Raw genomic sequence first — 24,776 nt, 5'->3', positions numbered from 1 at the left:
GATTTTACATGAAAGCCATGACAAAGTCATGGCTAGAGCAGGGGTGTATTGCTTTTAAACTTTACGTTTATCAAGTTGCTGGGCTAATGCATCGCCAGTCGCTTGTACTAACATGACTAAAACAATGAGCACTAAAATTACAGCCAACATAATTTGCATATCAAAACGTTGATAACCGTATCGATAAGCAATGTCTCCTAAGCCACCCGCACCAATAGCACCAGCAATCGCAGATGAGTTAATCATGGTCACAATAGTCACGGTAAAACCCGCCACAATACCCGGCAAAGCCTCTGGTAAAAGTACATGCCAAATAATTTGTTTACGGTTACAACCCATGGCTTGTGCAGCTTCAATTAAGCCTTGATCGACTTCACGTAAGCTGACTTCTGCAATACGAGCAAAAAAGGGAATTGCAGCAATAGTCAGCGGAACAACGGCTGCCCAAACCCCATAACTTGTACCCACAATCCAGCGAGTAAGCGGAATAAGTGCAACCATTAAAATAAGAAAAGGTACTGAGCGAGTGATATTGATGACCCAACCCAAAGACTGATTAATCTTTTGCGACGGGTGAATGCCATGTTCAGAAGTGCTGACTAAAATAACAGCGATAGGTAAGCCAATTAAAAAGGCAATGAATGCAGATGCGCCTACCATGAGTAAGGTATCTACAGTTCCAGTAATTAATAAATCAATGAGCTGGTCTTGCATAGCCAAGTACCTCAAATTGTGCATTTGCTGTTAATGCATCTTGTTGTATAGATGAAAGATCAATTTCTACGTTAGGAATACCGACTAAAAGTGAACCAATAATGTGCCCTTGAATGGTATCGACCTGACTTTGATATAAATTGACTGGTGCTTGAAATCTAGCAAGTAGTTCTTGAATATCTGGAACCTGATGTGCTTCAGCCTCATATTTGAGTTTTACAATAATATGCGTCGAATTTTCATCCGGTAGAGGACTGATTTTAAAAGGCAGGGTAATCTGCTCAAGGTTTAACAGTTCTTGAGTAATTTGTTGTTCTGGTCGTGAAAATACCGACCAAACCTGTCCAGCCTCTACAATCTCACCTTGATCAATCACAACGACTTGATCACAAATTTCTCGAATCACTTGCATTTCGTGAGTAATTAATACAATGGTGAGGCCTAGTTCCAGATTAATCTTTTTAAGTAAAGCCAAAATAGTGGCAGTACTTTCAGGGTCGAGTGCTGAGGTCGCCTCGTCACATAGTAAAATTTCAGGATGGTGAACAAGTGCACGTGCAATACCGACACGTTGCTTTTGTCCGCCTGAAAGTTGTGACGGATAATGACCAGATTTATCAGCAAGACCTACGAGTGCTAGAACTTCATTTACACGTTGGTCGATATCTGCTTTGTTATAATTGGAAACTTTCAAGGGCAATGCCACATTTTCCCAAACTGTTTTTGCAGACATTAAATTGAAATGTTGGAAAATCATTCCAATTCGTTGGCGAGTTTGAATAAGCTCGGCATGACTCAATTCAGCAATGTTTTGTTGATGAATATGAATGCTGCCAGTATTTACTTGTTCTAAGCCATTTAATGTGCGAAGTAAGGAAGATTTTCCCGCACCACTTTTACCAATAATGCCTAAAATCTTACCTTGTGGGATATCAAGGTTAATCTCTTTTAACGCATGCAGTTTTTGACCTTGAGATTGGTAAAACTTATTTAAACCACGAATTTTGATATGAGGTAGAGAAAAATCAACTTGTGATCCAAAACTCACCATTACCATTCTCCTTATTTCCAGCCTTGAAACCACAAACCTTTACCAAAGTCTTTATCCAGAATGTCTTGTGCTTGTTTTGAGTTCTGGAATGCTTTAACAAAGGTTGCAAGTTTTTGGTTTTTGTCTTGGTAATCGCGACGGGTCACAAACAAAATTGCATATTTTTTATCGATTGGATCTAAAAATAATGCGCTATGTGGGTCGGTTACCTTTGCCATTTTTAAGTAGTGAGGGAAGCCGAAAATTAAATCGACATCATTATATGCATGTGCGGTTTGAGGACCATCAACTTCAACAAAGCTCAGCTGTTTAGGATTAGTAATAATGTCTTGGGTTGTTGAGAGCTCATTATTTATATCTTTAAGCTGAATTAAACCTGCACGGTGCAATAAAATTAAAGCACGAGCTAAATTGACGGGATCATTTGGAATAGCCACACGTGCTTTTGAAGGTAATTCTTCAAGTGATTTATATTTTTTTGAATATAAACCGACATGACTTCCTGAGCCTACACCAAATGCATGTAAGTCATAGCCCGTTTCTTTAACAGCATTACGTAGAAATACGCTTTGCTGGAAAAAATTTGCATCAATATCACCGTTTTGTACGGCAACGTTTGGTGCCCGCCAATCAGAAAATTCAACAAGCTTGACATGAACGCCTTGCTTTTCTACTTCATTGACAACGCTTTGTAATAGCTCAGCATAAGGCGGGCTAATGCCAATCGTTAAAACATCGTCGACTTGTTTATTTTTAATATAACGGTAACCGACGAGGCCCAGAACTACGATTAAAATCGTAATTCCGAGTAACCAAGGCTTATGCTGTTTGAACTGAATCGCCATAATCTTTCCGTTATTACTTCCAGCCAGGGAACCAAAGTTTTGGCCCAATCTCAGCGTCTAAAACAGCTTTAACTTTTGGCGAGTTTTGATAGATCTCAACAAATTTCTTTAATTTGTCGCCCTTATCTTGATAGTCATCACGCACTACAAACAAAATGGCATAACGCTTATTGGTATTGTCATCAAGTAAAAGTGCACTATTAGGATCAGCTGTTTTTGCTAAGCGTAAGTAATGTGGATAGCCAAAAGCCAAGTCAACATCATCAATCGCACGGGCAGTCTGTGGCCCTTCAACCTCAATGAATTGCAAGTTTTTAGGGTTTGAAACAACATCTTTGAGTGCAGATAAATGATTGTTTGAATCTTTAAGCGTAATTAATTTAGCTTGCTGTAAAAGTAGTAGAGCACGACCTTGATTCACTGGATCATTTGGAATGACTACACGTGCGTTTTGTGGCAATTCATCAAGGCTTTTATATTTCTTTGAATAAAGTCCCACATGTGACGCTGCACCCACTGCAAATGCCTTTAATTTAAAGCCAGTTTCTTTAATTGCATTGTCTAAGAAAGGTTGATGCTGGAAAAAGTTCGCATCAATATCCCCATGATTTAAGGTAATGTTTGGGGTATTCCAGTCAGAAAATTCGACCAGTTTTACATTTAAACCCTGTTTCTTTGCTTCATTGGCAGCAGCTTGTAAAGGTTTTGCAAATGGTGGACTAATACCAATCACAAGTTCATTTGAGCCACTTTGACGATGTTTATTCCATAAGAATAAAGCAACAAAAAGGACTACAACGACTAGGCCTACGCCTAGCCATTTTTTAGAGGCTGTTTGAGCCATGTCTATCTCCAAATTTAAGCAGTTATTTCTTCAATTGTTGTTAAGTTTTTGCTGTTGTTATAGGGACTACATCGGAACGCTTGAACAGGGTGGTGTTCTGGTAATTGATCACCCCGATTAAAAATTTTGTTCCGTAGTGAACCCGCTTTATATGCAGTTTTATAGCGACCACGTTGTTGTAGCTCTGGAATGACCAAGCGAATAAAGTCATGGTGAGACTCAGGCGCAACTGTACGTGTCAAATTAAAGCCATCAATATCAGTCTCATCTAAAAGATGAATTAAGTATTCAGCAACCTCTTCGCCACTACCTACGATAAGGGGATAACGACCACCTAAAACATGCTGAGCTTTTAAGTCATTTTTTGTGATTTGCTGTTCTTTAAACTTTTCGGTAATCGAAACAATGCTGTTACTTTTTTGGTAAGGGATCGCTTCATCGTCAGCAAATTTACTTAAGTCAATGCCTGTTGAACTCGCATAATGCGCTAAGCCTGCCTCAGGGCTGGCATACTGACGATATTCATTAAGTTTTTGTACAGCCAGATCATGTGTGTCGGCAACAACAACGGTTATACCGACAAAGACTTTAATGTCATCTGCTGCACGTCCTTGCTGTTCGGCAAGAGCACGAATCTTTTTCACTTGTTCGCGTATTTTTTCGGGTTTGTCGCCGCCAATAAATACACACTCAGCATGACGAGTCGCAAACTGCATACCTTTAGGTGAAGCACCTGCTTGAAATAGGGTTGGAGTGCGTTGCACAGAAGGAGACACCTGAAACACACCTTCACTCTGGTAATACTTTCCATGGTGGTGAATGGTATGCACCTTAGATGGGTCTGTAAAAACACGCCGTGCTTTATCTTTTTTAACTGCGTCGTTTTCCCATGACCCTTCCCAATATTTATAACAGAGCTCTAAAAATTCTTCGGCTTGTTCATAGCGAGCATCATGGTCTTTTAAACCTTTTTGACCAATTAAGCGTTCAGCACTATCTAAATAACCTGTCACGATATTCCAGCCAATACGACCTTGAGTTAAATGGTCGAGACTCGCAAAGCGGCGGGCAAATTGATATGGATGCTCATAGCTTAAGTTCACAGTGACCCCAAAACTTAAGTTTTGAGTGACTGCCGCCATAGCAGAAATGAGTGTAGATGGGTCATGGCTCGGAAGCTGAATGGACTCTTTTAAAGTCAAATCAATACCATTTTGATAGACGTCATAGACACCTGTAATGTCCGCAATAAATAAACCATCAAATAAACCACTTTCTAGAGTTTTGGCTTGTTCTGTCCAGTAGCTCAATTCGTTAAAACGATGTGATTCATCACGTGGATGTGTCCATAAGCCATGATTGATATGACCAACACAGTTCATGTCAAAGGCATTTAGTAGAATTTCTTTTGCTTTAAAGTCTGCCATTACAATGTCCCCCGACGAGGTGGTAGAACACCGTTAAGAACATAGTTCCCAATAAAGTAATATTTCCATCGTGCAGCATCATGTAAGGTATGTACACGTGCATTTCGCCAAAAGCGATCTAGACCATCTTGCGACTGACTACCACGGCTTCCTGCAAGTTCAATCAGCTTAGACGATGCTTTGAGTGCGATATCGGTACTATGAGCACGTACTTTGGCAACATCGATGGATGCTTTAGCAATGCTTTCTGGTGTGGTTTCAATTTTTGCGGCATCAATTGATTGAGCTGCCTGTTTTAATAACACTTCACTTGCTCGTACATCGACAGCAATGCGTCCTAGCTCATAAATTGTCAAAGGATCTTGATTTGCAGTTTCTACATTTGAATCAATCCATGGGCGCGCTTGATGCACTCTTTGCAAACTTTCTTCAAAGGCTGCACGTGCAATGCCTACCTCAATTGATGCATGCATAATTTGCGCAAAAGGGCCCACTAAGGTTGGTTGTAAAAATGCAGTATCAAAAGGAATAACATCATCTGCATCGACGAAAACCTGATCAAATTTAACCGTGCCGCTACCTGTGGTTTTCTGACCAAAGCCAGACCAGTCATCTACAAGTTTTAATCCCTGTGAACCACTTTTTACAAACGCTAGATATTCTCGACCTGCATCATCTAAAACTAAGGTTGGAATACGGTGAGCAAATAAACTTCCTGTGCAGTAAAACTTTTCTCCTTGAATCAGGTAGCCATTTTCATGGGGACGGATATTGGTTTGTTTATGGGTTGAAGTTTTGGTTTTAAACTCAGCAAGTGCATTACCAAAGCGAGTGCCATTTAGCACTTCGCCATATAAACGTTGTTTCTGAGCTTCTGTGCCCGTATTACGTAATACTTCTAATGCATAGAAATGGTTTTGTGGAATTTGTCCGATTGAACCATCGGCACCACTTAAAAGCGCAATTACTTTGGCAACGGTATGACTTGAAACTTCCGCACCTCCATATTGCTTGGGTACTGTAATTGCCCAAAGTCCAGACTGGCTCAATGCATCAATTTCGGTATACGGTAAAATTCGTTTAGCGTCTCGCTCAACTGCGGTTTTTTTAAATTGTTCGGCAAACTGTTTTGCAATTTCTAATGCTTCCGCATCAGTTTGAATAATATGTGCTTGACCAGATGCCGATGTTTGTTTGGTTTGAACCGATTGATATGAAGTCATGACAATTACTCCTTAAATCCAGGCATGGCGGGCAGGGAAATGACCATTAAGGTAATAATTGCCAATGGCATGTAATTTCCAGCGAACAGGGTCGTGTAAGGTATGTACACGGGCATTTCGCCAATGTTGATCTAAATTGTGTTGGCTTAAGCTTGAACGGCTACCACCTAGCTCTAGTAGTTTTTCAGAGATTTGTAGAGCCGCATCATTGGCGTAGACTTTTGCTTCCGCAACCAAAATTGAAGCTTTAGCTACTTGTTCATCAGTCACAGTTTGAAGTTGGTCAAGTTCATCTAAATATTCAGCAGCTTCATCAAGCAGTAAAATTGCAGCATCGAGTAGAATATTTAACTTACCCACTTCTTGCAGTGTGTAATGTTCAAAGCTGGCTTTTTCAACATTTGCATCAATAATTGGGCGTGCTTTGTGTATAGTCGATAAAGTATCTTCAAAAGCAGCTTCCGCAATACCGACATCAATAGCTACTTGTAATAGCTGTGAATAAGCACCTCGATAGGTAGGAACTTGTGTTAATAAACGTTCATCAAAAATAAGATCAGGATTAACTTCAACTTGATTTAATTTAACTGTACCACTCGCTGTAGTACGCTGACCAAACCCATTCCAGTCATTAATGACTTCAATGCCTTGAGCATCTCGGTTAACAATCACTAAAACAACATGACCTTCAGGATGAACCGCTTTAATTGCGAGCCAATGCGCAAAGCTTGTTCCTGTCGAATAAAACTTTTCGCCGTTTAAAATATATTTTCCATTTTCAATGGTAAGGGTAGTTTTTAGTGTTTTTGAGTCATGTGTATTACGCTCTGGACCACCGTTGGCAAGACGTTTGCCAGCTAATATTTCTGAAAAGATAAATTGTTTTTGTTGTTCTGTACCCATGATTTCAATCAGGTTCAACAGGCTAATCTGATTTTGTGGAATTTGACCAACATTTGCATCGCCTTTACTTAAAATACGGAAAACTTGTGCCAGTGTTTTATTGGAAACAAATGCACCGCCATATTTTTTTGCAATGCGAATTCCACCTAAACCTTTTTGGCTAAAACTTTCAATTTGCTCATAAGGAAGTTGGCGTTGTTGATCACGTGTATTACGACCCTCTAAAGCAAAATCAGCCACTTGATAAGCAGCATTAATCGCTTGTTGATCATTTTGAATGACTTGGACGTATGCCGTCGTTTTAGATAGAGAATTAGACATAATGACACCTTGTATTGCTGTCATTACCTTACAAAAGAAATATTTTTCCACTAAACGAAGACTTATGCTCAGCTTATGAATAAAAATGCAAAGCACTTTTTTTGATTTTTAATAGATAAATAGAGATATAGAAACATATTAAAAATCAAAGAATTATAATTTTTATTTGCAAAATGAATTACTAAAGCCTTTTTAATATGAAAAAGAGCTATAAGTACGGTAAAAAAAGATATAAAAAATATAGACCTAACTGTCAGTGAAAAATGAGCACAATATCCATTGTTTTCATTAAAAATAGCTTCTAAAGTATCTATTTACCGAAGACGATTTTTGTACGAATAGTCAAATAAAAATAAACGTGGAGATTTTATGCGGGTTTTGTATCAGTTTCCTTTATCTCATTATTGTGAAAAAGCTCGCTGGTTGTTAGACCATAAAGAACTTGATTACGTTGCACATAATTTGATTCCTGGCTTTCATCGTGCTTTTGCACAACTCAAAACAGGGCAAAACTTATTGCCGATTTTGAAAGATGACCATCGCTGGATTGCTGAATCAACTAAAATTGCGCTTTATCTGGATGATACTTATCCAGAACATGCACTTTTACGCCGTGATGAGCAACTTAGGCAGCAAACACTTAAGATTGATAGTTTGGCAGATGAACTGGGTGTGCATGTACGTCGTTGGGCACTAGCGCATACTTTAGCCCATGGCGACCATGCTCTCGAGATTATGATGGGCGAACAAGGTTACTTGCGTCAGTTTGAAAAAATATCAAAACCTTTCCTCAAAACTTTAGTAAAAAAGAACTATAAGCTTGAAGAAGAGGTTGTGAGTCAGTCAAAAGAGCGTATGGATGAACTCATCAGTGAGCTGAATCAGTACCTTATTGAAAACCAAGGACGTTATATGGTGGGAGACCGCTTAAGCCTCGCTGATATTTCAGTATGTTCTATGCTTGCACCTTTATTAGAAATAAAAGGTACGCCATGGGAACCCGAAGAGGATGAAGAGGTGTCTCCAGAGTGGAGCAATTATCAAAAAAGTTTACTTGATTTGCCACTTGGACAATATGTTTTAAGAATCTATCAAACTGAAAGAAATGCCCGCGTTGATTGGCGAGGCATTTAATTTATAGGTTTTATAAAAAGGCTCGAAATAAATCGGGCTTTTTTTCATATTTCTAAAAGCATTTTAATTGTAAAAAATATTACTATCAATTTTATAAATGGATTTTATTAAAACATTTATAAATATTATTTTGATGTTTTATCTTCTTTTTGAGAAAATTAATCCACATTGTTCTAACTATTTAATAAGTTTGCTTTTTCTTTTTATTAAAAATTAATCTTTTTCTAAAAACAGTTTTTAGAAAAATTTAAGCGACTTTATTGTGCATATGTTTACATTGTAATCAATATTTGCCACATTTAAGTGTAAATAGATGAGCTTAATAATAGACAGAAGATTAAAACATAGATTAAAGTAGAAACATGTGAGCAGTTTTAAAGGTATTAATTCTGCGAAACAGATGAATAATAAGTGAAGCAAATGGATGGAGTCCTGCTTGGAAAAGTTGGCTCGATAATTGCAATTTAATAATAAATCGCTCTATTTCTCTATAAGAATGATTCTGTAGACAAATAGAGAGAATGATCATCAAGGAGTTCTTATGAAACGTTCTGCAACCTCTCTCATTGTTTCAACAATTATGCTTTGTACGGTTGGTGCTACTTCTCAAATTCAGGCAGCAGATACATTAGCTAAAATTAAAAGTACTGGAAAAATCGTTATTGGTCACCGAGAATCATCCGACCCGATTTCATACGTTGTTGGAGGTAAACCGGTAGGTTATGCAGTCGACATTTGTAACCAGTTCGCAAATGATATTAAAAAAGAATTGAAAATGCCTGGTTTAAAAGTTGAATACAAGGCAGTAACTTCATCAACACGTATTCCTGAGCTTTTAGCCGGCAATATTGATATGGAATGTGGTACCACCACAAACTCTAAACAACGTCAGCAGCAAGTTGGTTTTTCAACAAACTACTATGCAACAGAAGTGCGTATGGCTGTTAAAGCCAATTCTGGTATTAAGAGTCTAGCTGATTTAAATGGTAAAGCGGTCGTTACGACTCAAGGTACAACATCAGACAAGTACATTAAAATGAATGAAAAAGGTCAGTCACTTAATGTACAAAACATTTATGGTAAAGACCATTCTGACTCGTTTGCCATGATGGCATCTGGTCGTGCCGCAGCATTTGTTATGGATGACAATATCTTAGCTGGACTAATTGCTAAGTCATCTACACCAAAAGCGTTCGCAATTGTAGGGCCAGTACTTTCATCAGAACCTTATGGCATCATGATTGCAAAAGATGATCCAAAATTTAAAGCAATTGCCGACCGTACCGTAAATAATTTATGGAAAACTGGTCAAATGGACGCTTTATATAAGAAATGGTTCTTATCGCCAATCCCACCAAAAAATACTAATTTGAACATGCAACCAAGTTCATCTTACAAAAAACTTAAAGCTCACCCAACAGATGCAGGAATCTAACCAGATCCTTTTGTCCTAAATTTACTTGTGCAAGTGTAAAACTTCATTTGCACAAGTGGTCTATTTTCTAAGATATTCATTTAAGGGGCAAACATGTCAGTCGGCTCGCTAAACTGGACTATATTCTGTGCGGAGTCTAATGAATATGGTGTCGATAAAGCCGCATGGGCAGAATCAGTTTGTAAAGTCATTGGTAGCTCTAGCTACAATGCCTATTCTGAGGCGCCCACATGGTTACAAATGTTAGGTTCTGGTGTCTTTACTATGGTATGGACTGCCGTTGTAGCCTTTCTTATCGCATTTTTATTAGGTTCTCTCCTCGGGGTGATTCGTACTTTACCCAATAAACCGCTTGCTTTTATCGGCAACTGTTATGTCGAAATATTCCGTAATATTCCTTTAATTGTACAGTTATTCTTCTGGGCTTTTGTATTCCCAGAGTTCTTACCAGATAGTTTAAGTGCCGGAAGTGGGGACGTCGTAGCAGGTGGCTGGTGGAAAAATATTTTAAATCATCATCCTGCTGTTATTGGTGTTTTTGCTTTGGGTCTATATACCGCAGCACGTGTTTCTGAGCATGTAAGAGCGGGAATTAACACGGTTTCTCGTGGACAAAAATTTGCAGCTTCGGCAATGGGTTTTACAACAGCGCAAAGTTATCGTTATGTGATTTTACCAGTTGCATACCGTACGGTATGGCCAACCATTACTTCAGAAGCAATGAACGTCTTCAAGAACTCGGCAGTTCTATATGCATTAAGTGTTTTGAACTTCTTCGCTTATACCAAAACCATGCGAGAAGAAACTTCTCAGGACATTATCATTCTTATTCTGTCTACGCCGGTTTATTTAATCATTACCTACACAATTAAATTTGTGATGGCATGGATTGAAAAACGTATGGCTGTACCAGGTTTAGGTTCGGGAGGAAAATAATTATGGATTTTTCTCTATTACATAATCCTGATGTTATTGCTGCATTAAAAGAAGGTTTTATCTTCACGCTTACGGTAACGGTACTTGCGATGATGGGGGGGATTTTGATTGGAACTCCATTAGCAATGATGCGTTTATCTAACAGCACCATTGCAAGTAACTTTGCCAAGTTCTATGTAGATCTATTTCGTGGTATTCCATTAATTCAGGTCATCTTTATTTTCTATTTTTTGTTACCAAAAATATTTGAGTTTCAATCAGATACTTATTGGGGGCCGTTATTTTCGAGTGTTGTAACCTTTGCTATTTTTGAAGCTGCATTTTTCTCGGAAATTGTACGTTCCGGTATTCAGTCTATTTCAAAAGGTCAGGTCAATGCAGGCTACGCTTTAGGGTTTACCTATGGGCAATCTATGCGTTATGTAGTGTTACCGCAGGCCTTCCGTAATATGCTCCCAGTATTACTCACTCAAACTATTATTCTGTTTCAGGACGTGTCATTAGTTTATGTCATTAGTGCACCAGACTTCTTAGGTCGTGCAGATACATTAGCTAATACATATGGCCCTGAAACGAAAGCAACATTCTACTTAATCGTCGCTGTGGTGTATTTCTGTAGCTCGTTTGTGCTATCGCAATTAGTCAAACGTTTACAGAAAAAAATTGCCATCATTCGCTAATTGGAGATTTTAAATGCCAATGATAGACATCCAACATATCTCTAAATGGTATGGTGATTTTCAGGTTTTAACAGATTGCACGACGAGTATTGAAAAAGGTGATGTCGTTGTTGTTTGTGGGCCATCTGGTTCAGGAAAATCAACGCTCATTAAAACTGTAAATGCTTTAGAACCATTTCAGCAAGGTGACATTATTGTTGATGGGGTTTCCTTAAAAGATCCAAAAACTGATCTGGCGAAATTCCGTTCTCGTGTAGGAATGGTGTTCCAGCATTTTGAACTTTTTCCGCACATGACTGTTTTGGAAAATTTAACCATTGCTCAAGTGAAGGTATTAAAACGTTCAGTTGCCGAAGCGCGTGAAAAGGGGCTTAAGTATTTAGAACGAGTTGGGTTACTTGCTCATAAAGATAAATTTCCAGGACAACTCTCTGGTGGCCAGCAGCAACGTGTTGCAATTGCTCGCGGTTTATCGATGGACCCAGTCTGTATGTTGTTTGATGAGCCTACTTCCGCACTAGACCCGGAAATGGTAGGTGAAGTGCTTGAAGTTATGGTGCAACTTGCTCATGAAGGTATGACCATGATGTGTGTTACCCATGAAATGGGCTTTGCTAAACGCGTATCTAACCGTTTAATTTTCATGGATGAAGGTAAAATTCTTGAAGATTGTCCAACCAATGAATTTTTTGATAATTTAGAAGCTCGTCATGAGCGTGCTAAACTTTTCTTGCAGAAAATTCAGGCAATGCATTAAATACAACAATAAAAAAGAGCCTATAAAGACTCTTTTTTATTTCTAAGTTTTTAGAAATTATATTTTGCTAATAAATTTATGCGTGAGTAATCGCCTTTATCATCTGCAAATGTTTTGCGCTGGCCATAAGTATATTCTGCACCTAAGTCAATATTCTTAACAGGGTTCCAGATTAGGTTTACCAGTGCATTATAAATTTCCTTGTTATAACTGGTATTATTCAAATTACTATTTGCGTATGTGTTGTCATCTTTATATTGGACTCCGCCAATTGCGAAAGTAGAGCGTAATATTGGATTCCATTTACGTTGATAGCCGATCACTGCGCTATCAAATTCACCTAATTGGATGTCTTGAGCCGCCGTGTCATATGCATAGGCAGAGTTGCTATAAGACAAATAGCGTCCATCACCTTTAACATGATAATAGTTGGCAACTACGCTATCTTGAGGGGTAATATCATATTTTCCGCCTATGCCGACACCCCAACCAAATTTTTCTTCAGATAAACTATCTTTAGGTGCTACTCGGTTTTCATGAACAAGTCCATGAAGTTGTAATAAGCCTTTATTATCGGCAGTTTTAAAATCATATCGAGTGGTTAGAGCGGGGAAGCGGCTTCCACCCGCCACATTTCCTACTTTTTCAACATCACCACCTTCTAAAGCAAATAATATTTTTTGTTGTGCATCAATAGGCTGTGTATAACGAACTTGTACTGTACGTGTTGTTCCTGTACCGACTGCGCCAGTAAAGTCTAATGTTTCTGGGGATGTGTCCGTATTTACAAAGGGTGAAGTGGTTTGACCTGCTAACCATTTACCTAAAGACATATAGGCATGGCGTACCCGGAAAGTTCCACTACCATTGTCGCCATTACCGCCCATAAAGTCGGCTTCAATTTTTCCGGTTAAATCGCCATATTGCGTAGGTCGGGTGATATCTAAACCAATACGTGTAGTTGCAGCAGATACATTTAGCGAGTCCTGTCTTGGATCATCTTTGTTTAAAGGATAGTTGGCAGCATTTGAAATACTTCCATTTGAACCTTTAAAGTCATAAGTGGCATCTACTCGTACATTTCCATAAAGCTTAACTTGAGTTTGTCCATCAGGCATTTGCATCCAACCTAGTTTGCTCTGAGGAGCTGGTGAGCTAGCTACGGTTGTCGTTTGTGAAACTGTTGGAGTATTTACTGCTGATGCTGTTTTTTGCTGATTTGATAATTGCTGCACAAGTTGTTTTAACTCACCAACCTCTTTGCGTAAAGCATCTACTTCTGAGTCAGTAGCTGCATGGGCTGGCATAACTACACCTGTTAGGCTAATAGTAGTCATTGCTAGAACTAAAGTTTTGATATTTTTCACAAGCATTCCCCACATCGGATAAAGTTTTCCCGTATGTGCATAACAAAAACAGTGCCAACTTTTTAAAAAATTTTAAAACTATTGATTTTATTAAATAAAGCTTGAGATTTTTGAAATAAGATATACTTTTGCTGATGTGCTAAGTGAAACATTGAAAAAATATAACGCTATAGCGATTTCAAATGCGCTATAAATGCCATGCTACTGCACAGTTAACAGGCACAGACTTGATTCAAGATATTAAAGTAAAGCTTATTCCTACTTTTAATCGGGTTTGATTTTTAAAGTGGGCTTGGCTTTAGGATATACTGTTAAGTTATATAAAATGCTATTTGGAGAAAAGGATGGAGCTTGACCGTTTTGATAAACAAATTCTGGAAATTTTGTCTCATGAAGACCTGAATTTGAATGAGCTCTCAGAACGGATTAATCTTTCAGTTAGCTCTGTCCATCGCCGTATTAAGCATTTGATTGAAGCTAATATCATGGGGCAGCTTAAAAGAGAAATTAACTTTAGCAAACTAGGGTTTACTTTGCATATTTTGCTACAAGTCTCTTTAAGTAAACATGATAGTGAAACCTTCGATAAATTTCTTTCTGAAATTGAAGCCATTCCTGAAGTTACAAATGCATTTTTAGTTACGGGTCAAAGTGCTGACTTCATTCTTGAATTAGTGGCGCGCAATATGGATGACTATAGCGAAATTTTATTAAGACGTATTGGTAAAATTGACAATGTAGTCGCTCTACATTCGAGCTTTGTCATCAAAGAGTACAATGTATTTAACTGTTATAACTTATTAAATAAATTATAAAAAAACGCACCAATTGGTGCGTTTTTAATTTCAATGTTTGGTTTAAGCATCTAATTGAGCTAAAACTTCTTCCGAGAATTCAACGTTTGTATAAACGTTTTGTACATCATCAAGATCTTCAAACATATCAATCATTTTAAGAATTTGTTTTGCTTGGTCAATATCTGTAATCTCAGCTTTTGTTGATGGACTCATCACAACTTCTGCATTATCAGATTTTAAACCTGCGGCAGCAAGAGCATCTTGAACTTCACCAAAAGTCTCTGGTGAAGTAATTACTAAAATTTCATCTTCTGAAACTTCAATATCTTCTGCACCTGCTTCTAAAGCTACTTCCATGATTTTGTCTTCTAAAGAAACATCTTCAAAAGTAATTTCACCACGTTTAGTAAATAGATAAGATACAGAACCCGCAGTTCCTAAGTTACCATTTGTTTTACTGAAACAGTGACGTACATCTGGAACTGTACGGTTGAGGTTATCTGTCATTGTTTCAATAAGGACAGCAACACCACCAACGCCATAACCTTCGTAAGTTACTTCTTTTAAATCGTCATTGTCTTCACCACCCACACCGCGTTGGATTGCACGGTTAATGGTGTCACGTGTCATGTTGACTGAAAGTGCTTTTTCGACAACAGCACGAAGGCGAGGGTTGCTAGCAGCATCTCCACCACCAAGTCTGGCAGCAGTCACAATTTCACGAATATATTTAGTAAAAACTTTACCGCGACTTGCATCTTGTTTAGCTTTACGATGCTTAATATTGGCCCATTTAGAATGACCCGCCATGGAAGTGAACTCCAAAAATTAAAAAATGCAAAAGTGACAGAATATTATCATAGGCATGGTTTTCTTGAAAACTGTTGTCCTATGTTTTGTTAACCAATTAGCAACGCTTAGAAGGCCTAAATTTAAGTAAAAAATTAGTCTTAAAAGCGCTTACAGAACAAATTAGTTAATCTTCACATCAATATCATATTGCGCATAAAGTTCTTTAATTGTTTCAAGATCTTTTTGCAAATCTGAAGGGTAAATTTTACCTAAAATGCCACCTTTCTTTGTTCTTGCATTTGCATACATCAGTACAATTGGAACATTCGCAGCTTTTGCAATATGCCAGAAACCTGTACGAATAGGTTTACGCTCAGATCCATCTTTTGCACGAGTTGCTTCAGGAGCAATCACTAGGTTGAATGAATCATTACTTTGAAATTTCTCGACCATTTGAGAAACAATATCTTTACTTGCTTTACGGTCTACCGGAATACCGCCTAGTCTTTCAAGTATAGGTTTCATTGGACCTTTAAAAAGCTCTTTTTTAATTAGTGTATGAATTTTTAAATCTAATATTTGAAACATAGCGATTGATAAGATCGCATCTAGGTTAGAAGTATGCTCGAACCCAATAATAACTTGTTTTTTCTCAAGAATTGTAGGATCTACATCATAGGTCCAACCAACTGCTTTGAAGATAGAATTGCCTAAAAACTTTTTCATAGAGACGTGGGAGACAAAAAGGTTGCGGAATTCTAATATGAGTTGGTCTAAAAGGGTAGAAAATTATCAACATGTTAAATTTTATTTATTTTAATTTTTAAATTGAAATATTTAATAAAATTTATATTTATTAATATTATATTTTAAATCCGTAATAGAAAAATATATAATAAATCAGTTTAAAGTAATTTTTTATAGATTAAAAATACTATGAATTCTCAGTTTTAATTAAATACTCGATATATCTCCATTTTTTTACAGGATCAATCAATTCTTTATCAATGGTTCCATCAATAATAATCCCATCAATAATCGAGATGATGATATGAGTAAGTGGAGTAGGGTCTTTAATATCTAACTCTACTAATAAACTATTGAGTAAATTGATAAGCCAATTTGTATATTCTTGAAATGGTTCACGAATTGAAGTGTATTGTTTAGATACTTCAATAAATGCCTTCTTAAACAAGCAACCGTTAAAGTTTTCGCTATTAATCCAGTCAATATACCAGTTAAAAATAAGATGTATTCTTTCAAGCGGCTCAGCATCTGGATGTAAATTTAATTTTTCATAAATTGAATTTTGTATATTAATATTTCGATGATGCAGACACTCCATAATTAAACTTTCTTTAGAGGGAAAGTATTTATAGAAAGTCATCTTGGCTACATTCGACTCAGCAATAATTTTATCTACGCCTGTAGCGTTATAACCAATTTGGTTAAAAAGATCCAAAGCAGTATTTATAATATCTTCTTTTTTTGACATTACTATTCCATTTAGTTAAAACTAATTATTACTTTACATAGATTTTAAATTTTTAATCAATTTGATCATAATCAAAAACATAATTTGATTCAAGTTAATATTATAAAAATAATAGACATTATTTTTAACTTTTTTTAAATATTCTATTTGATTTCGTATGATTTTAATTCTAATATGGATTTTTGATAAAAGGAGTTTTATTTTTGGTATAACTCTTTGTTTTTAAAATAAAATGTGGAAAACCAAAAAACTTTAATAAGTTTAACGAGAGTGGATTATGCCTAAAAAATTTGAGAACTTTAATAATCCTAGGAAAAAGGCACTCGCAGGGATGAAACAAAGCATTTCAGCTGAACTTTGGGATAAAAATCTTAACTTTTTAACTCAATTAAGAGCGAAGATTGCGCAGCATCCAGTATCTCATCATCCTGCAATTGAAACTTTAAATAACGGAGAAATTAATAAAGAAAATTTAAAGCGTATTCATTTAGAGTATCGTCATGCAATCGTACAAACATTTACAGATGCTTTATTAATGGCTCAGTATCAAACTAAGCAGTTAGAGCCGAGATTGCATGCCGGTGCAAAGATGTTCCCGCGTTTTCTTTTAAGCCTGAATATATTTGATGAGTTTGGATTCCGTCCTGGAGCCGATCGAGATGGTTACTATCAGGGAAACCCTGAATATGCCCATTACCCATTATTCGAAGATGTGCTTAATGATTTTGGCGTAACAGAGGAAGAGCGCCGAAGTTATAAACCGACCAGCATTGCACATCAAGTGAGAGAATTTTTAGAAAACTCTTATTACGACTATAAAGCTGTTTCAGCTTTATTGGCAGTAGCTGAAGAAGAAGTCATTTTATATAGTCCACCTTTACGTAGCGCAACAAGTGCTGTTGGTATAGAGGTTGAGGGTGGTGGATATTACCATGTTCATGGCGTCTCTGAAGACAAAACTGCTGAGGCAGCAGATGATGACCATGAAGAAGACCTTTGGTTTATTTTGATGCAAGCTTGTACAGAAGAAGACTATATTCGTTTAGAAAACTTATGTCTCGAATACTGTGATTTATGGAAAAAGTTTTGGGATGTTCAAATGGAAAACTCGAAATCAATGCCTCAACAAAATTTAGCCTAAAAATAGATCAAATAATTAAGTTAATAATTAATAATAATCAAAATATTAAAAGGAACGTTTAAAAATATGGAAATAGGAAAAAGATTTTTTTAAGTTTAATCGAACAATTTTTGAATAATGTAGTGATATTCGACTGTATGTCTAAAATTAAAGAACCCCAAAAACTTATAGTTTTTGGGGTTTGTATTTGGTGGGCCCACACAGACTTGAACTGTGGACCAACGGATTATGAGTCCGCTGCTCTAACCAACTGAGCTATAGGCCCTATAAATAAGAAAAGCTTTTAATCTCAAGGCTTTTCAGTGCCTGCAATACTAATCAATTTTTTTATTAAACACAAGTATTTTTCAAAAGTAGGTGTGCAGTAGACCTGAAAAATATTTTGCTATATTGTTAATTATCACAAGCGCTAGGGATTCTAGCTTATGAGCACTTCACGAGTAAAGCTAACTAAGTCATTTATCGATCAACTTAAACTCATTCCAGCAATTTATAGAGACAGTGAGATTATTGGTTTTGCTATTCGTGTAAATAATTCATATAAAACCTATATTGTAGAAAAGAAAGTAAAAGGTAGAGCAATACGTTGTAAATTAGGAGATTACGAAAAAATTACTCTTGAAGAAGCTCGTATACTTGCTCAGCAGAAGTTAAAAGATTTAACTGAAAACAATTATTTAATTAGCAAAAATAATAAAATATTAAAAAATAATTTAGATAAGAAAATTAACCAGCCTAGTCTCGATGAAGCTTTTCAAACATATATCAATCAACACAAACTAAAAGACAGAACACTAGTTGATTATAGAGATGTCATAGAAAAATACTTAATGGATTGGAGGGAGCTTAAACTTACTGATATTACTGAACAGATGGTTGAAGATAAGTATATTCAATTATCTAAAATTAGTTATGCCAAAGCGAACTTATCTATGCGAGTACTTCGAGCTATTTATCGTTTTTCGGTTAAGTATTATCAAGACAGAAGTAAAGAGCTCATCATATCTGCGATGAACCCAGTTAATTTTTTAAATTCAAAACAACGTTGGCGAGCAGTTTCAAGTCGAAGTAACTATATTCATAGAGAAAATTTAGAAAAATGGGTACACGCAATTATTGAATATGAGGGTCGGGGCCAAGAAAATGAAACAAATAAGGACTTTTTATTAACACTTGTTTTAACAGGGCTTTTTAGAAATGAATGTGAATGCTTACGTTGGGAAGATCTAGACTTAGATGAAGGAAGTCTTTCTTTTATAAATACTTATAATAATGAGTGCTATAAACTTTATATGGGTGATTTTCTTTGGCATCTAATGAAAAACCGTAAAATGAAAATTAATGAAGAATGGGTGTTCCCATCTGTGAAGTCTAAAACTGGCCATATTGTTAATATTTCAAAATTCCGAAAAAAAATAGAAGGGCAGTGTAATATCTCTTTTACTTTTCAAGATTTACGGAGAACATTTAAATTTTTTGAAGATAATTTAAGTGATAAACCACTATTTATTAGAAAGGCAGACGAGAAAGAGAAAATATTAGAATCTAACAATGTGGTTCACTTTCAAGATATGCGTAATAGAATGAATAGACTAGAACAAGTTATTCTGGGTTCATATAGAGATAAATTTATTAAATCTATTACTATCAATCTATAAAAATTTTGAAGTTCGCAAATTAAAAATAAGACTACGACCGGTTCTAAAATTAGTATAACTTTACAGTAAGTTTTATCAGTAAAACACAGAATGAATATTCTTTCACACTTCCTACAACTATTTGTAATTGATGAATTTTATACTTGACTAAAACACTTGGAATTTATACAGTAGTGGAGTATTTTTGATAATTATTATTATTGCTTAGTCCTGAAATACAGTAAGAAGCCTATTCGCTATGAATAGGCTTTTTGCTTTGTTTTTAAAGGATAACTAAAACCTAAATCTCTTAAAAAATTAATCTAATAGAATCAAATAAATAGTTTTTTTTGTGTTTTTTAATAAATTGAAAAAGATTGACACGTAAATTTTCATTATGAACAAAACTGATTTAAATAGTAGTCAAAGTGAAACACACCTAAATGCTAAGTTTAATTTTCACTAAACGAGGCATAGGAGTGTCATCATGTTAAAAGCAATGTTTTTCTTCAGCGCAGGTGCAATGTTTGGCTATTGTTATAAGCATAAGAATGATAAAGCTGAAGCTGATAAATCTAAATAAGCACTAAAAACCGCCTATAGGGCGGTTTTTAATAAGCAGCATGAGATAAATTTGCTCGAATCATTTGAACAAGTTCTCTTGCTGCTTTTGATAATGGTTTATCTTGGAGCCAGATGAGATAGATAGATAGAGGTAAATGATTTTTTGTATTTTTAAAATCTAGTTGAACTAAATGTCCTTGTTCAATTTTTTCTTTTACCAAAGATAAAGGAAAATTTCCCCATCCTAAACCAGCCTCAACCATATTAATCGCGGTCTGTAAACTATTGGTTTTCCAGTACATTGCTCCAACAATTGAACGTGAATCCTGTATGTTTAATTCACTACTTGCAACTACAATTTGTCGAACATTAATTAATTCTTCAATAGAGATTAACTTATCATTTTGTTTTAAAAGGGGGTGGTGAACAGAAATTGTAGCAACTAGAGTTTCATTCATCACTAATTGTAAGCTTTCACGCATTTTTATATTGAGATCAGAACCTGCCAGACAAAGGTTAATATTTTCTGTATAGAGCAAATTTAGAATATCGTCTTGGGGGGCTGTAATAATCTCTACATTAAGTAAGGGAAATTTATCAGCCAGTTTTTTTATCGCTTTAAAAAGTAAATTGGTATTTGCATCTGAAACAACACCAATTTTTAATTTACTTTCAAGTCCTAGCGAAAGCTCATAGGCATGGGTACTTAATAACCTAAGCTGCTCAGCAATAATACGTGCTTGGGGCTCTAATGCTAAAGCCGCTGAAGTAGGAATGACTTTACGGTGAGTACGTTCAAACAAAAGGTAACCAAGTTCTGCCTCAATATTGGCAACAGCCATGCTCACGGCGGAGGGTACTCGATTTAACTTACGTGCCGCTGCCGAGAAAGATCCAGTATCAAGTACACTTAAGAAAAGCTCTATATTTTCGCTATTAAAATTCATTTTGATATCAGTGAAACTGAAAGCTGTTAACTTTATATGTGATTTTAACTGAAACTAAAATAAAAAGAAGTAAGAAAAGATGATTGGTTATGCAAGGTTTAAAGCGTCGTATTGTTTATGTGTCCTCATATGAAATTATTGGAATGGTGATTTCATCAGTAGGTTTAGCTCTTTTGGCAGGAGATAGTGTAGAGCACACGGGACCGCTCTCAGTCATGATTACGACAATTGCGGTAACATGGAATTTTATTTACAACATTCTTTACGAGAAATGGGAAGCACGACAAGAGAATAAGTCACGCACTGTTAAACGTAGAATCGCGCATGCGATCGGTTTTCAAATCACTTTAGTAATGTTCTTAATTCCGCTGATTGCATGGTGGATGGATATTTCTCTTGTTGCGGCATTTTGGTTAGATGTTGCCTTTATTATTATCATTCCAATTTATACATTTATATTTAACTGGACATTCGATAAATTATTCGGATTACCTGCTTCTGCACAAGTAAATACTGTTCAAGAATAGAAGAAAATTTTAAAGAGATATCAAAGTATTGTTGAGTTAACTTTGATATCTCTTGCAAAACTATTTGATTTGTTCAAGCTCAAGATTTTTTGAAGCCTTTGTTTGAGCTCTTTTTGCGAGCATATAATATAAAAGTGCAGTCGATAACAATCCAACTAACCAGGATAAATCAATTCCACCTAACATTTCGGCAATTTGGCCTTTGTAAAATTTGCTATCGATAAAGGGCAGTTGAAGTAATATGCCAATAAAATAACAAGCTATACCAATGGTGTTCCAGCGCCCATATCTACCATTTGGGTCATATAGTGCGTCTACATCACATTCTTCTTTAGAAATAAAATAATAATCAACTAAATTAATTGCACTCCAAGGAATGAAAAATGTCAGAAGAAATAAAATAAAAGCTTTGAATGCACTTAAGAAGGTGTGTTCACCTACAACTGCAATAAATGTCGAGATCAGAACCATTGCAAGAACAATGACAAGTCGGGTCAGTTTTGAAATCTGTCCAGTTGGTTTAAAGCTATTCCAAATGGTTGCTATACACATAAAACTGCCATAAGCATTGAGTGTGGATAAAGTGACCTTTCCAAATGCAATACTAAAATATAAGAAAGTAATCACAAGAGCGATTGGATTCATACCTACAACATACTGAACTTCATTACCGACAAAACCACCATTTGATACTTGAGCAATCAATACACCAAGTGTCATAGAAATTTGTGAGCCAACTAAAGACCCAAGGCCAACTGCCCAAAACACCCGATTTGAAGAGGTCTTTGTAGGTAAATAACGAGAATAATCTGCTACATAAGGTCCGAATGAAATTTGCCAAGAAGCAGAAAGAGAAACTGCCAATAAAAAAGATGGCCAGCTAAAATGGCGTACAGCAAGCAATTCTGAAATATTCGAGAGAGCTAAAATTTGAGTAAGGATAATAATAAAAGCTATTAATCCTATGACACTTGCGACTTTTCCTACCCAGTGAATTAAGCGATAGCCAATAGTTGCAAATAAAATAATAAAACAAGCATAGATTAAAATACCTGTTGTATTACTCACCTGTGCAAGGTGTGCAATTGCTTTACCAGCGAGTACTTCACCAGTTGCGGTAAAGCCAATATACATCAGGCAAACCAGAATAATGGGAATACATGCACCATACACTCCAAATTGAACCCGACTGGAAATCATTTGGGGAAGGCCAAGTTTGGGGCCCTGAGCTGCATGCAAAGCCATGACAGCAGCACCAAAGCATTGTCCAATAAATAAGCCAATGATTGACCAAAATACATCACCACCTAATACGACAGCTAATGCACCCGTGACAATAGCTGTAATCTGTAAATTGGCGCCAAACCAAAGTGTAAATTGGGCGAATATACTGCCATGCCTTTCATTTTCAGGAATAAAGTCAATACTTCGGTTTTCAACAAACCCACTTTTCGATGTTCCAGTTGATGAGTCCATAACACTCTCCTTATCCTTTAAGAGCTTTTCTTTTATTAGAATCCATTTTGTACAAACAAATATAAACATGTATATACAAGTTATTTCAAAAAGAAGCAATGGTTTCGGTAAATCATTGCTTTAATTTTTTGTACTCATAAATTTAGATGTGGTGAGAACAGTAGATTGGTGAGGTGAGTGTTTTTATAAAGATGAGAAAGTGAGCGGTAAATAAAATCTATAAAAAAAGCCCTCTAATGAGGGCAGATAATTAGACTTCAGCATCAAGAATGGCTTGAAAAAATACGGGTAATTCCGAAAATTGAACTAATTGGGTTTTATCATCGTGCTTATAGTAGTACTGATAATGCGGTGTTTGAAATGCACTATCTAGATATTGCGTCGCATCGGAAAATTGAGCTTTGGCAACTGGTTTATCTTTCTTAAATTTAACGATAATTGGGTTCACAGAGTTTAATTTAACGGGCACACCATTTTCAAATTTGGCTGTTTCAATCAATAAAGAAATTTTAAAATCACCAAATATGACACAAAATTGACCTCCTTTTTCTGTTTTAATTTCTCGATCGTGAAACAGTTCTTTAAATAAGTCTTTTAATGCTTCTCGGTGCTTGTCTAAAGCTAACTGAAAATCATGATCTTTCTGTTCTAATTTCTCTTGCTCTTCTTTGAGCAATTGGGCTTGTTTTTCGATTGTTGTAAAATCCAAATTCATCTTAATTTCTCCTTGTTGTGTTTTTAAAACTATATATGGCAGCCATTTGTTAAGTTTTAAAGAAACATACATTGTTTGTTACAACGCAATAATTAAGATGAATTTGTGTGATCACTATTTAGTACCAGGCTTGGTTATAAATGCAGGACGGCGCTTAATTTGAATAAAGCCGCTACTACTTAGCACGCCTAGCATAACTAAAGCAGTACCTATAATTTGCCAGATATTAAGTGTTTGACCAGCTAACATTGCAACTAACATACTAAAAACTGGAACAAAGTTAAAAAAGATTGATGCTCTACCTGCGCCTAGTTTTTGAATGCCATTAAACCAAAATAAATAAGCAATCATAGTAGAGCAAATAATGACGTATCCCATAGCGAAGTGTGCAGTAATAGGCGCCATAACAACTGCTTTAAATGGGTGCTCGAAAATTAGACTTAATATGATTAGAGTCAAAGCACCGAACAGCATAGAGAACGTTGTAGTTTCTAGAGGCGTAGCATTTTTTACATACCGGCGTGATAACACATTGGCTAAACAAAAACTGATACCACCAAGTAAGATATAAAAGTCACCAATTGCTATTTTTAAATGAAGTAACGTGGAAATATGCCCATGGCTAATAACGAAAAGCACACCACTTAAACCAAATACAACTCCGATAAATTTAGGAAGTGTTAATTTTTCTCCATCAAGTAAAATTGCTAGCAGTAGAGTGATCAATGGTGTGGTTGCCATGATTAAGGCACCATTGACTGCCGATGTTGTTTGCAAGCCATAGAAACAACCTATATTAAAACCAGCAATCCCTATAATTCCAATAATAAGATAGATAAATAAATTCTGCTGAAAAGTAGCCCAACGTAATTTTCCCATGGCCGCAAAAATAATAAATAGAGCAAGGCTTGCAAGCGTAAAACGCTCAGCTGCTGCCGAAAGAGGAGGCATCGATTGGATAATATAAGACATCGCATTAAATGCTGAGCCCCAAAAAAGCATCGTTATTACAACACCTGTGTAGGCATAAACCACCGTTTTATTCATG

At 36.1% G+C, this 24,776-nt stretch carries 24 protein-coding genes and 1 tRNA gene; 9 read left to right on the top strand and 16 right to left on the bottom strand.

The features are described 5' to 3' along the window. Positions 1 to 54: 54 nt before the first annotated feature. The 7 genes from F984_RS10705 to F984_RS10675 are packed head-to-tail and all read right to left on the bottom strand — an operon-like array spanning position 55 to position 7,352. Positions 55 to 714: a methionine ABC transporter permease gene (locus F984_RS10705; RefSeq protein ID WP_004709223.1), complete on the bottom strand. Its 660-nt coding sequence runs from the start codon at positions 712 to 714 to the stop codon at positions 55 to 57. Beyond that, positions 695 to 1,771, bottom strand: coding sequence for a methionine ABC transporter ATP-binding protein (locus F984_RS10700; protein ID WP_080631552.1), 1,077 nt, complete (start codon positions 1,769 to 1,771; stop codon positions 695 to 697). The genes F984_RS10705 and F984_RS10700 overlap by 20 nt, the downstream gene beginning before the upstream one ends. A gap of 5 nt (positions 1,772 to 1,776) precedes the next feature. After that, positions 1,777 to 2,610, bottom strand: coding sequence for a MetQ/NlpA family ABC transporter substrate-binding protein (locus F984_RS10695; RefSeq protein ID WP_004709220.1), 834 nt, complete (start codon positions 2,608 to 2,610; stop codon positions 1,777 to 1,779). A 13-nt stretch (positions 2,611 to 2,623) separates the two neighbouring features. Next, positions 2,624 to 3,454, bottom strand: a complete 831-nt coding sequence (locus tag F984_RS10690) for a MetQ/NlpA family ABC transporter substrate-binding protein (RefSeq protein ID WP_004709218.1) — start codon at positions 3,452 to 3,454, stop codon at positions 2,624 to 2,626. Between the two features lie 14 nt (positions 3,455 to 3,468). Further along, entirely contained in the window at positions 3,469 to 4,881 is a 1,413-nt protein-coding gene (locus F984_RS10685; protein ID WP_004709216.1) for an LLM class flavin-dependent oxidoreductase, read from the bottom strand. Next, positions 4,881 to 6,104, bottom strand: a complete 1,224-nt coding sequence (locus tag F984_RS10680) for an SfnB family sulfur acquisition oxidoreductase (RefSeq protein ID WP_004709214.1) — start codon at positions 6,102 to 6,104, stop codon at positions 4,881 to 4,883. Before F984_RS10680 ends, F984_RS10685 begins: the two co-directional genes overlap by 1 nt. 12 nt (positions 6,105 to 6,116) lie before the next feature. Further along, positions 6,117 to 7,352 carry an SfnB family sulfur acquisition oxidoreductase gene (locus F984_RS10675; protein ID WP_080631551.1) on the bottom strand — a complete coding sequence of 412 codons (1,236 nt, stop codon included), beginning with the start codon at positions 7,350 to 7,352 and terminating at the stop codon, positions 6,117 to 6,119. 345 nt (positions 7,353 to 7,697) lie between these two features. Here F984_RS10675 and F984_RS10670 point away from each other — a divergent pair, with 345 nt between their 5' ends. From F984_RS10670 to F984_RS10650, 5 genes are all read left to right on the top strand, one after another. Then, entirely contained in the window at positions 7,698 to 8,462 is a 765-nt protein-coding gene (locus tag F984_RS10670) for a glutathione S-transferase family protein (protein ID WP_004709210.1), read from the top strand. Positions 8,463 to 9,003: 541 nt separating this feature from the next. Further along, positions 9,004 to 9,897, top strand: coding sequence for an amino acid ABC transporter substrate-binding protein (locus tag F984_RS10665; protein ID WP_004709208.1), 894 nt, complete (start codon positions 9,004 to 9,006; stop codon positions 9,895 to 9,897). Positions 9,898 to 9,990: 93 nt separating this feature from the next. Further along, positions 9,991 to 10,833 (top strand): amino acid ABC transporter permease, encoded by an 843-nt coding sequence (locus tag F984_RS10660; RefSeq protein ID WP_004709206.1) that lies wholly within the window; start codon positions 9,991 to 9,993, stop codon positions 10,831 to 10,833. Between the two features lie 2 nt (positions 10,834 to 10,835). Continuing rightward, on the top strand, positions 10,836 to 11,513 hold the full coding sequence (locus F984_RS10655; protein WP_002049960.1) for an amino acid ABC transporter permease: 678 nt from the start codon (positions 10,836 to 10,838) through the stop codon (positions 11,511 to 11,513). 13 nt (positions 11,514 to 11,526) lie between these two features. Further along, the gene (locus F984_RS10650; protein ID WP_002049786.1) at positions 11,527 to 12,270 is read left to right on the top strand and encodes an amino acid ABC transporter ATP-binding protein; all 744 of its coding nucleotides are present in this window, start codon (positions 11,527 to 11,529) and stop codon (positions 12,268 to 12,270) included. Between the two features lie 50 nt (positions 12,271 to 12,320). Here the strand turns inward: F984_RS10650 and F984_RS10645 are convergent, their stop codons facing one another. After that, the gene (locus F984_RS10645) at positions 12,321 to 13,637 is read right to left on the bottom strand and encodes a DcaP family trimeric outer membrane transporter (protein ID WP_212749793.1); all 1,317 of its coding nucleotides are present in this window, start codon (positions 13,635 to 13,637) and stop codon (positions 12,321 to 12,323) included. A 344-nt stretch (positions 13,638 to 13,981) separates the two neighbouring features. Here F984_RS10645 and F984_RS10640 point away from each other — a divergent pair, with 344 nt between their 5' ends. Further along, positions 13,982 to 14,452, top strand: coding sequence for an Lrp/AsnC family transcriptional regulator (locus F984_RS10640; protein WP_002050132.1), 471 nt, complete (start codon positions 13,982 to 13,984; stop codon positions 14,450 to 14,452). Between the two features lie 42 nt (positions 14,453 to 14,494). Here the strand turns inward: F984_RS10640 and F984_RS10635 are convergent, their stop codons facing one another. The 3 genes from F984_RS10635 to F984_RS10625 all read right to left on the bottom strand — a co-directional run bounded on the left by F984_RS10635 (position 14,495) and on the right by F984_RS10625 (position 16,721). Continuing rightward, entirely contained in the window at positions 14,495 to 15,244 is a 750-nt protein-coding gene (locus tag F984_RS10635; protein WP_002050219.1) for a YebC/PmpR family DNA-binding transcriptional regulator, read from the bottom strand. Positions 15,245 to 15,406: 162 nt separating this feature from the next. Next, positions 15,407 to 15,952 (bottom strand): 1-acyl-sn-glycerol-3-phosphate acyltransferase, encoded by a 546-nt coding sequence (locus F984_RS10630; RefSeq protein ID WP_004709202.1) that lies wholly within the window; start codon positions 15,950 to 15,952, stop codon positions 15,407 to 15,409. 208 nt (positions 15,953 to 16,160) lie between these two features. Next, positions 16,161 to 16,721, bottom strand: coding sequence for a TetR/AcrR family transcriptional regulator (locus F984_RS10625; protein WP_004709201.1), 561 nt, complete (start codon positions 16,719 to 16,721; stop codon positions 16,161 to 16,163). Between the two features lie 277 nt (positions 16,722 to 16,998). Here F984_RS10625 and F984_RS10620 point away from each other — a divergent pair, with 277 nt between their 5' ends. Then, positions 16,999 to 17,862 carry a heme oxygenase-like domain-containing protein gene (locus F984_RS10620; RefSeq protein WP_004709200.1) on the top strand — a complete coding sequence of 288 codons (864 nt, stop codon included), beginning with the start codon at positions 16,999 to 17,001 and terminating at the stop codon, positions 17,860 to 17,862. A 188-nt stretch (positions 17,863 to 18,050) separates the two neighbouring features. Here F984_RS10620 and F984_RS10615 read toward each other — a convergent pair. Continuing rightward, positions 18,051 to 18,127, bottom strand: a tRNA-Ile gene (locus F984_RS10615). A 160-nt stretch (positions 18,128 to 18,287) separates the two neighbouring features. On the opposite strand from F984_RS10615, the gene F984_RS10610 reads away from it, so the two are divergent. Then, the gene (locus F984_RS10610) at positions 18,288 to 19,520 is read left to right on the top strand and encodes an integrase family protein (protein ID WP_004709199.1); all 1,233 of its coding nucleotides are present in this window, start codon (positions 18,288 to 18,290) and stop codon (positions 19,518 to 19,520) included. A 590-nt stretch (positions 19,521 to 20,110) separates the two neighbouring features. Here F984_RS10610 and F984_RS10605 read toward each other — a convergent pair. Next, entirely contained in the window at positions 20,111 to 21,010 is a 900-nt protein-coding gene (locus F984_RS10605; RefSeq protein ID WP_004709197.1) for a LysR family transcriptional regulator, read from the bottom strand. Positions 21,011 to 21,099: 89 nt separating this feature from the next. On the opposite strand from F984_RS10605, the gene F984_RS10600 reads away from it, so the two are divergent. Continuing rightward, positions 21,100 to 21,537 (top strand): PACE efflux transporter, encoded by a 438-nt coding sequence (locus F984_RS10600; protein ID WP_002050023.1) that lies wholly within the window; start codon positions 21,100 to 21,102, stop codon positions 21,535 to 21,537. Positions 21,538 to 21,597: 60 nt separating this feature from the next. Here the strand turns inward: F984_RS10600 and F984_RS10595 are convergent, their stop codons facing one another. The 3 genes from F984_RS10595 to F984_RS10585 all read right to left on the bottom strand — a co-directional run bounded on the left by F984_RS10595 (position 21,598) and on the right by F984_RS10585 (position 24,775). Further along, positions 21,598 to 23,013 (bottom strand): purine-cytosine permease family protein, encoded by a 1,416-nt coding sequence (locus F984_RS10595; RefSeq protein WP_004709196.1) that lies wholly within the window; start codon positions 23,011 to 23,013, stop codon positions 21,598 to 21,600. A gap of 250 nt (positions 23,014 to 23,263) precedes the next feature. After that, a complete protein-coding gene (locus F984_RS10590) occupies positions 23,264 to 23,728 on the bottom strand; it encodes a hypothetical protein (RefSeq protein ID WP_002049801.1) in 465 nt (154 codons plus the stop codon). Between the two features lie 114 nt (positions 23,729 to 23,842). Next, positions 23,843 to 24,775, bottom strand: coding sequence for a DMT family transporter (locus tag F984_RS10585; RefSeq protein ID WP_004709195.1), 933 nt, complete (start codon positions 24,773 to 24,775; stop codon positions 23,843 to 23,845). Position 24,776: the final 1 nt, after the last annotated feature.

The sequence above is a fragment of the Acinetobacter nosocomialis NIPH 2119 genome (assembly GCF_000368085.1).
Lineage (GTDB): Bacteria > Pseudomonadota > Gammaproteobacteria > Pseudomonadales > Moraxellaceae > Acinetobacter > Acinetobacter nosocomialis.
Note: the sequence above shows the minus strand (reverse complement) of the source record. Positions and strands in the feature narration are given on the sequence as shown.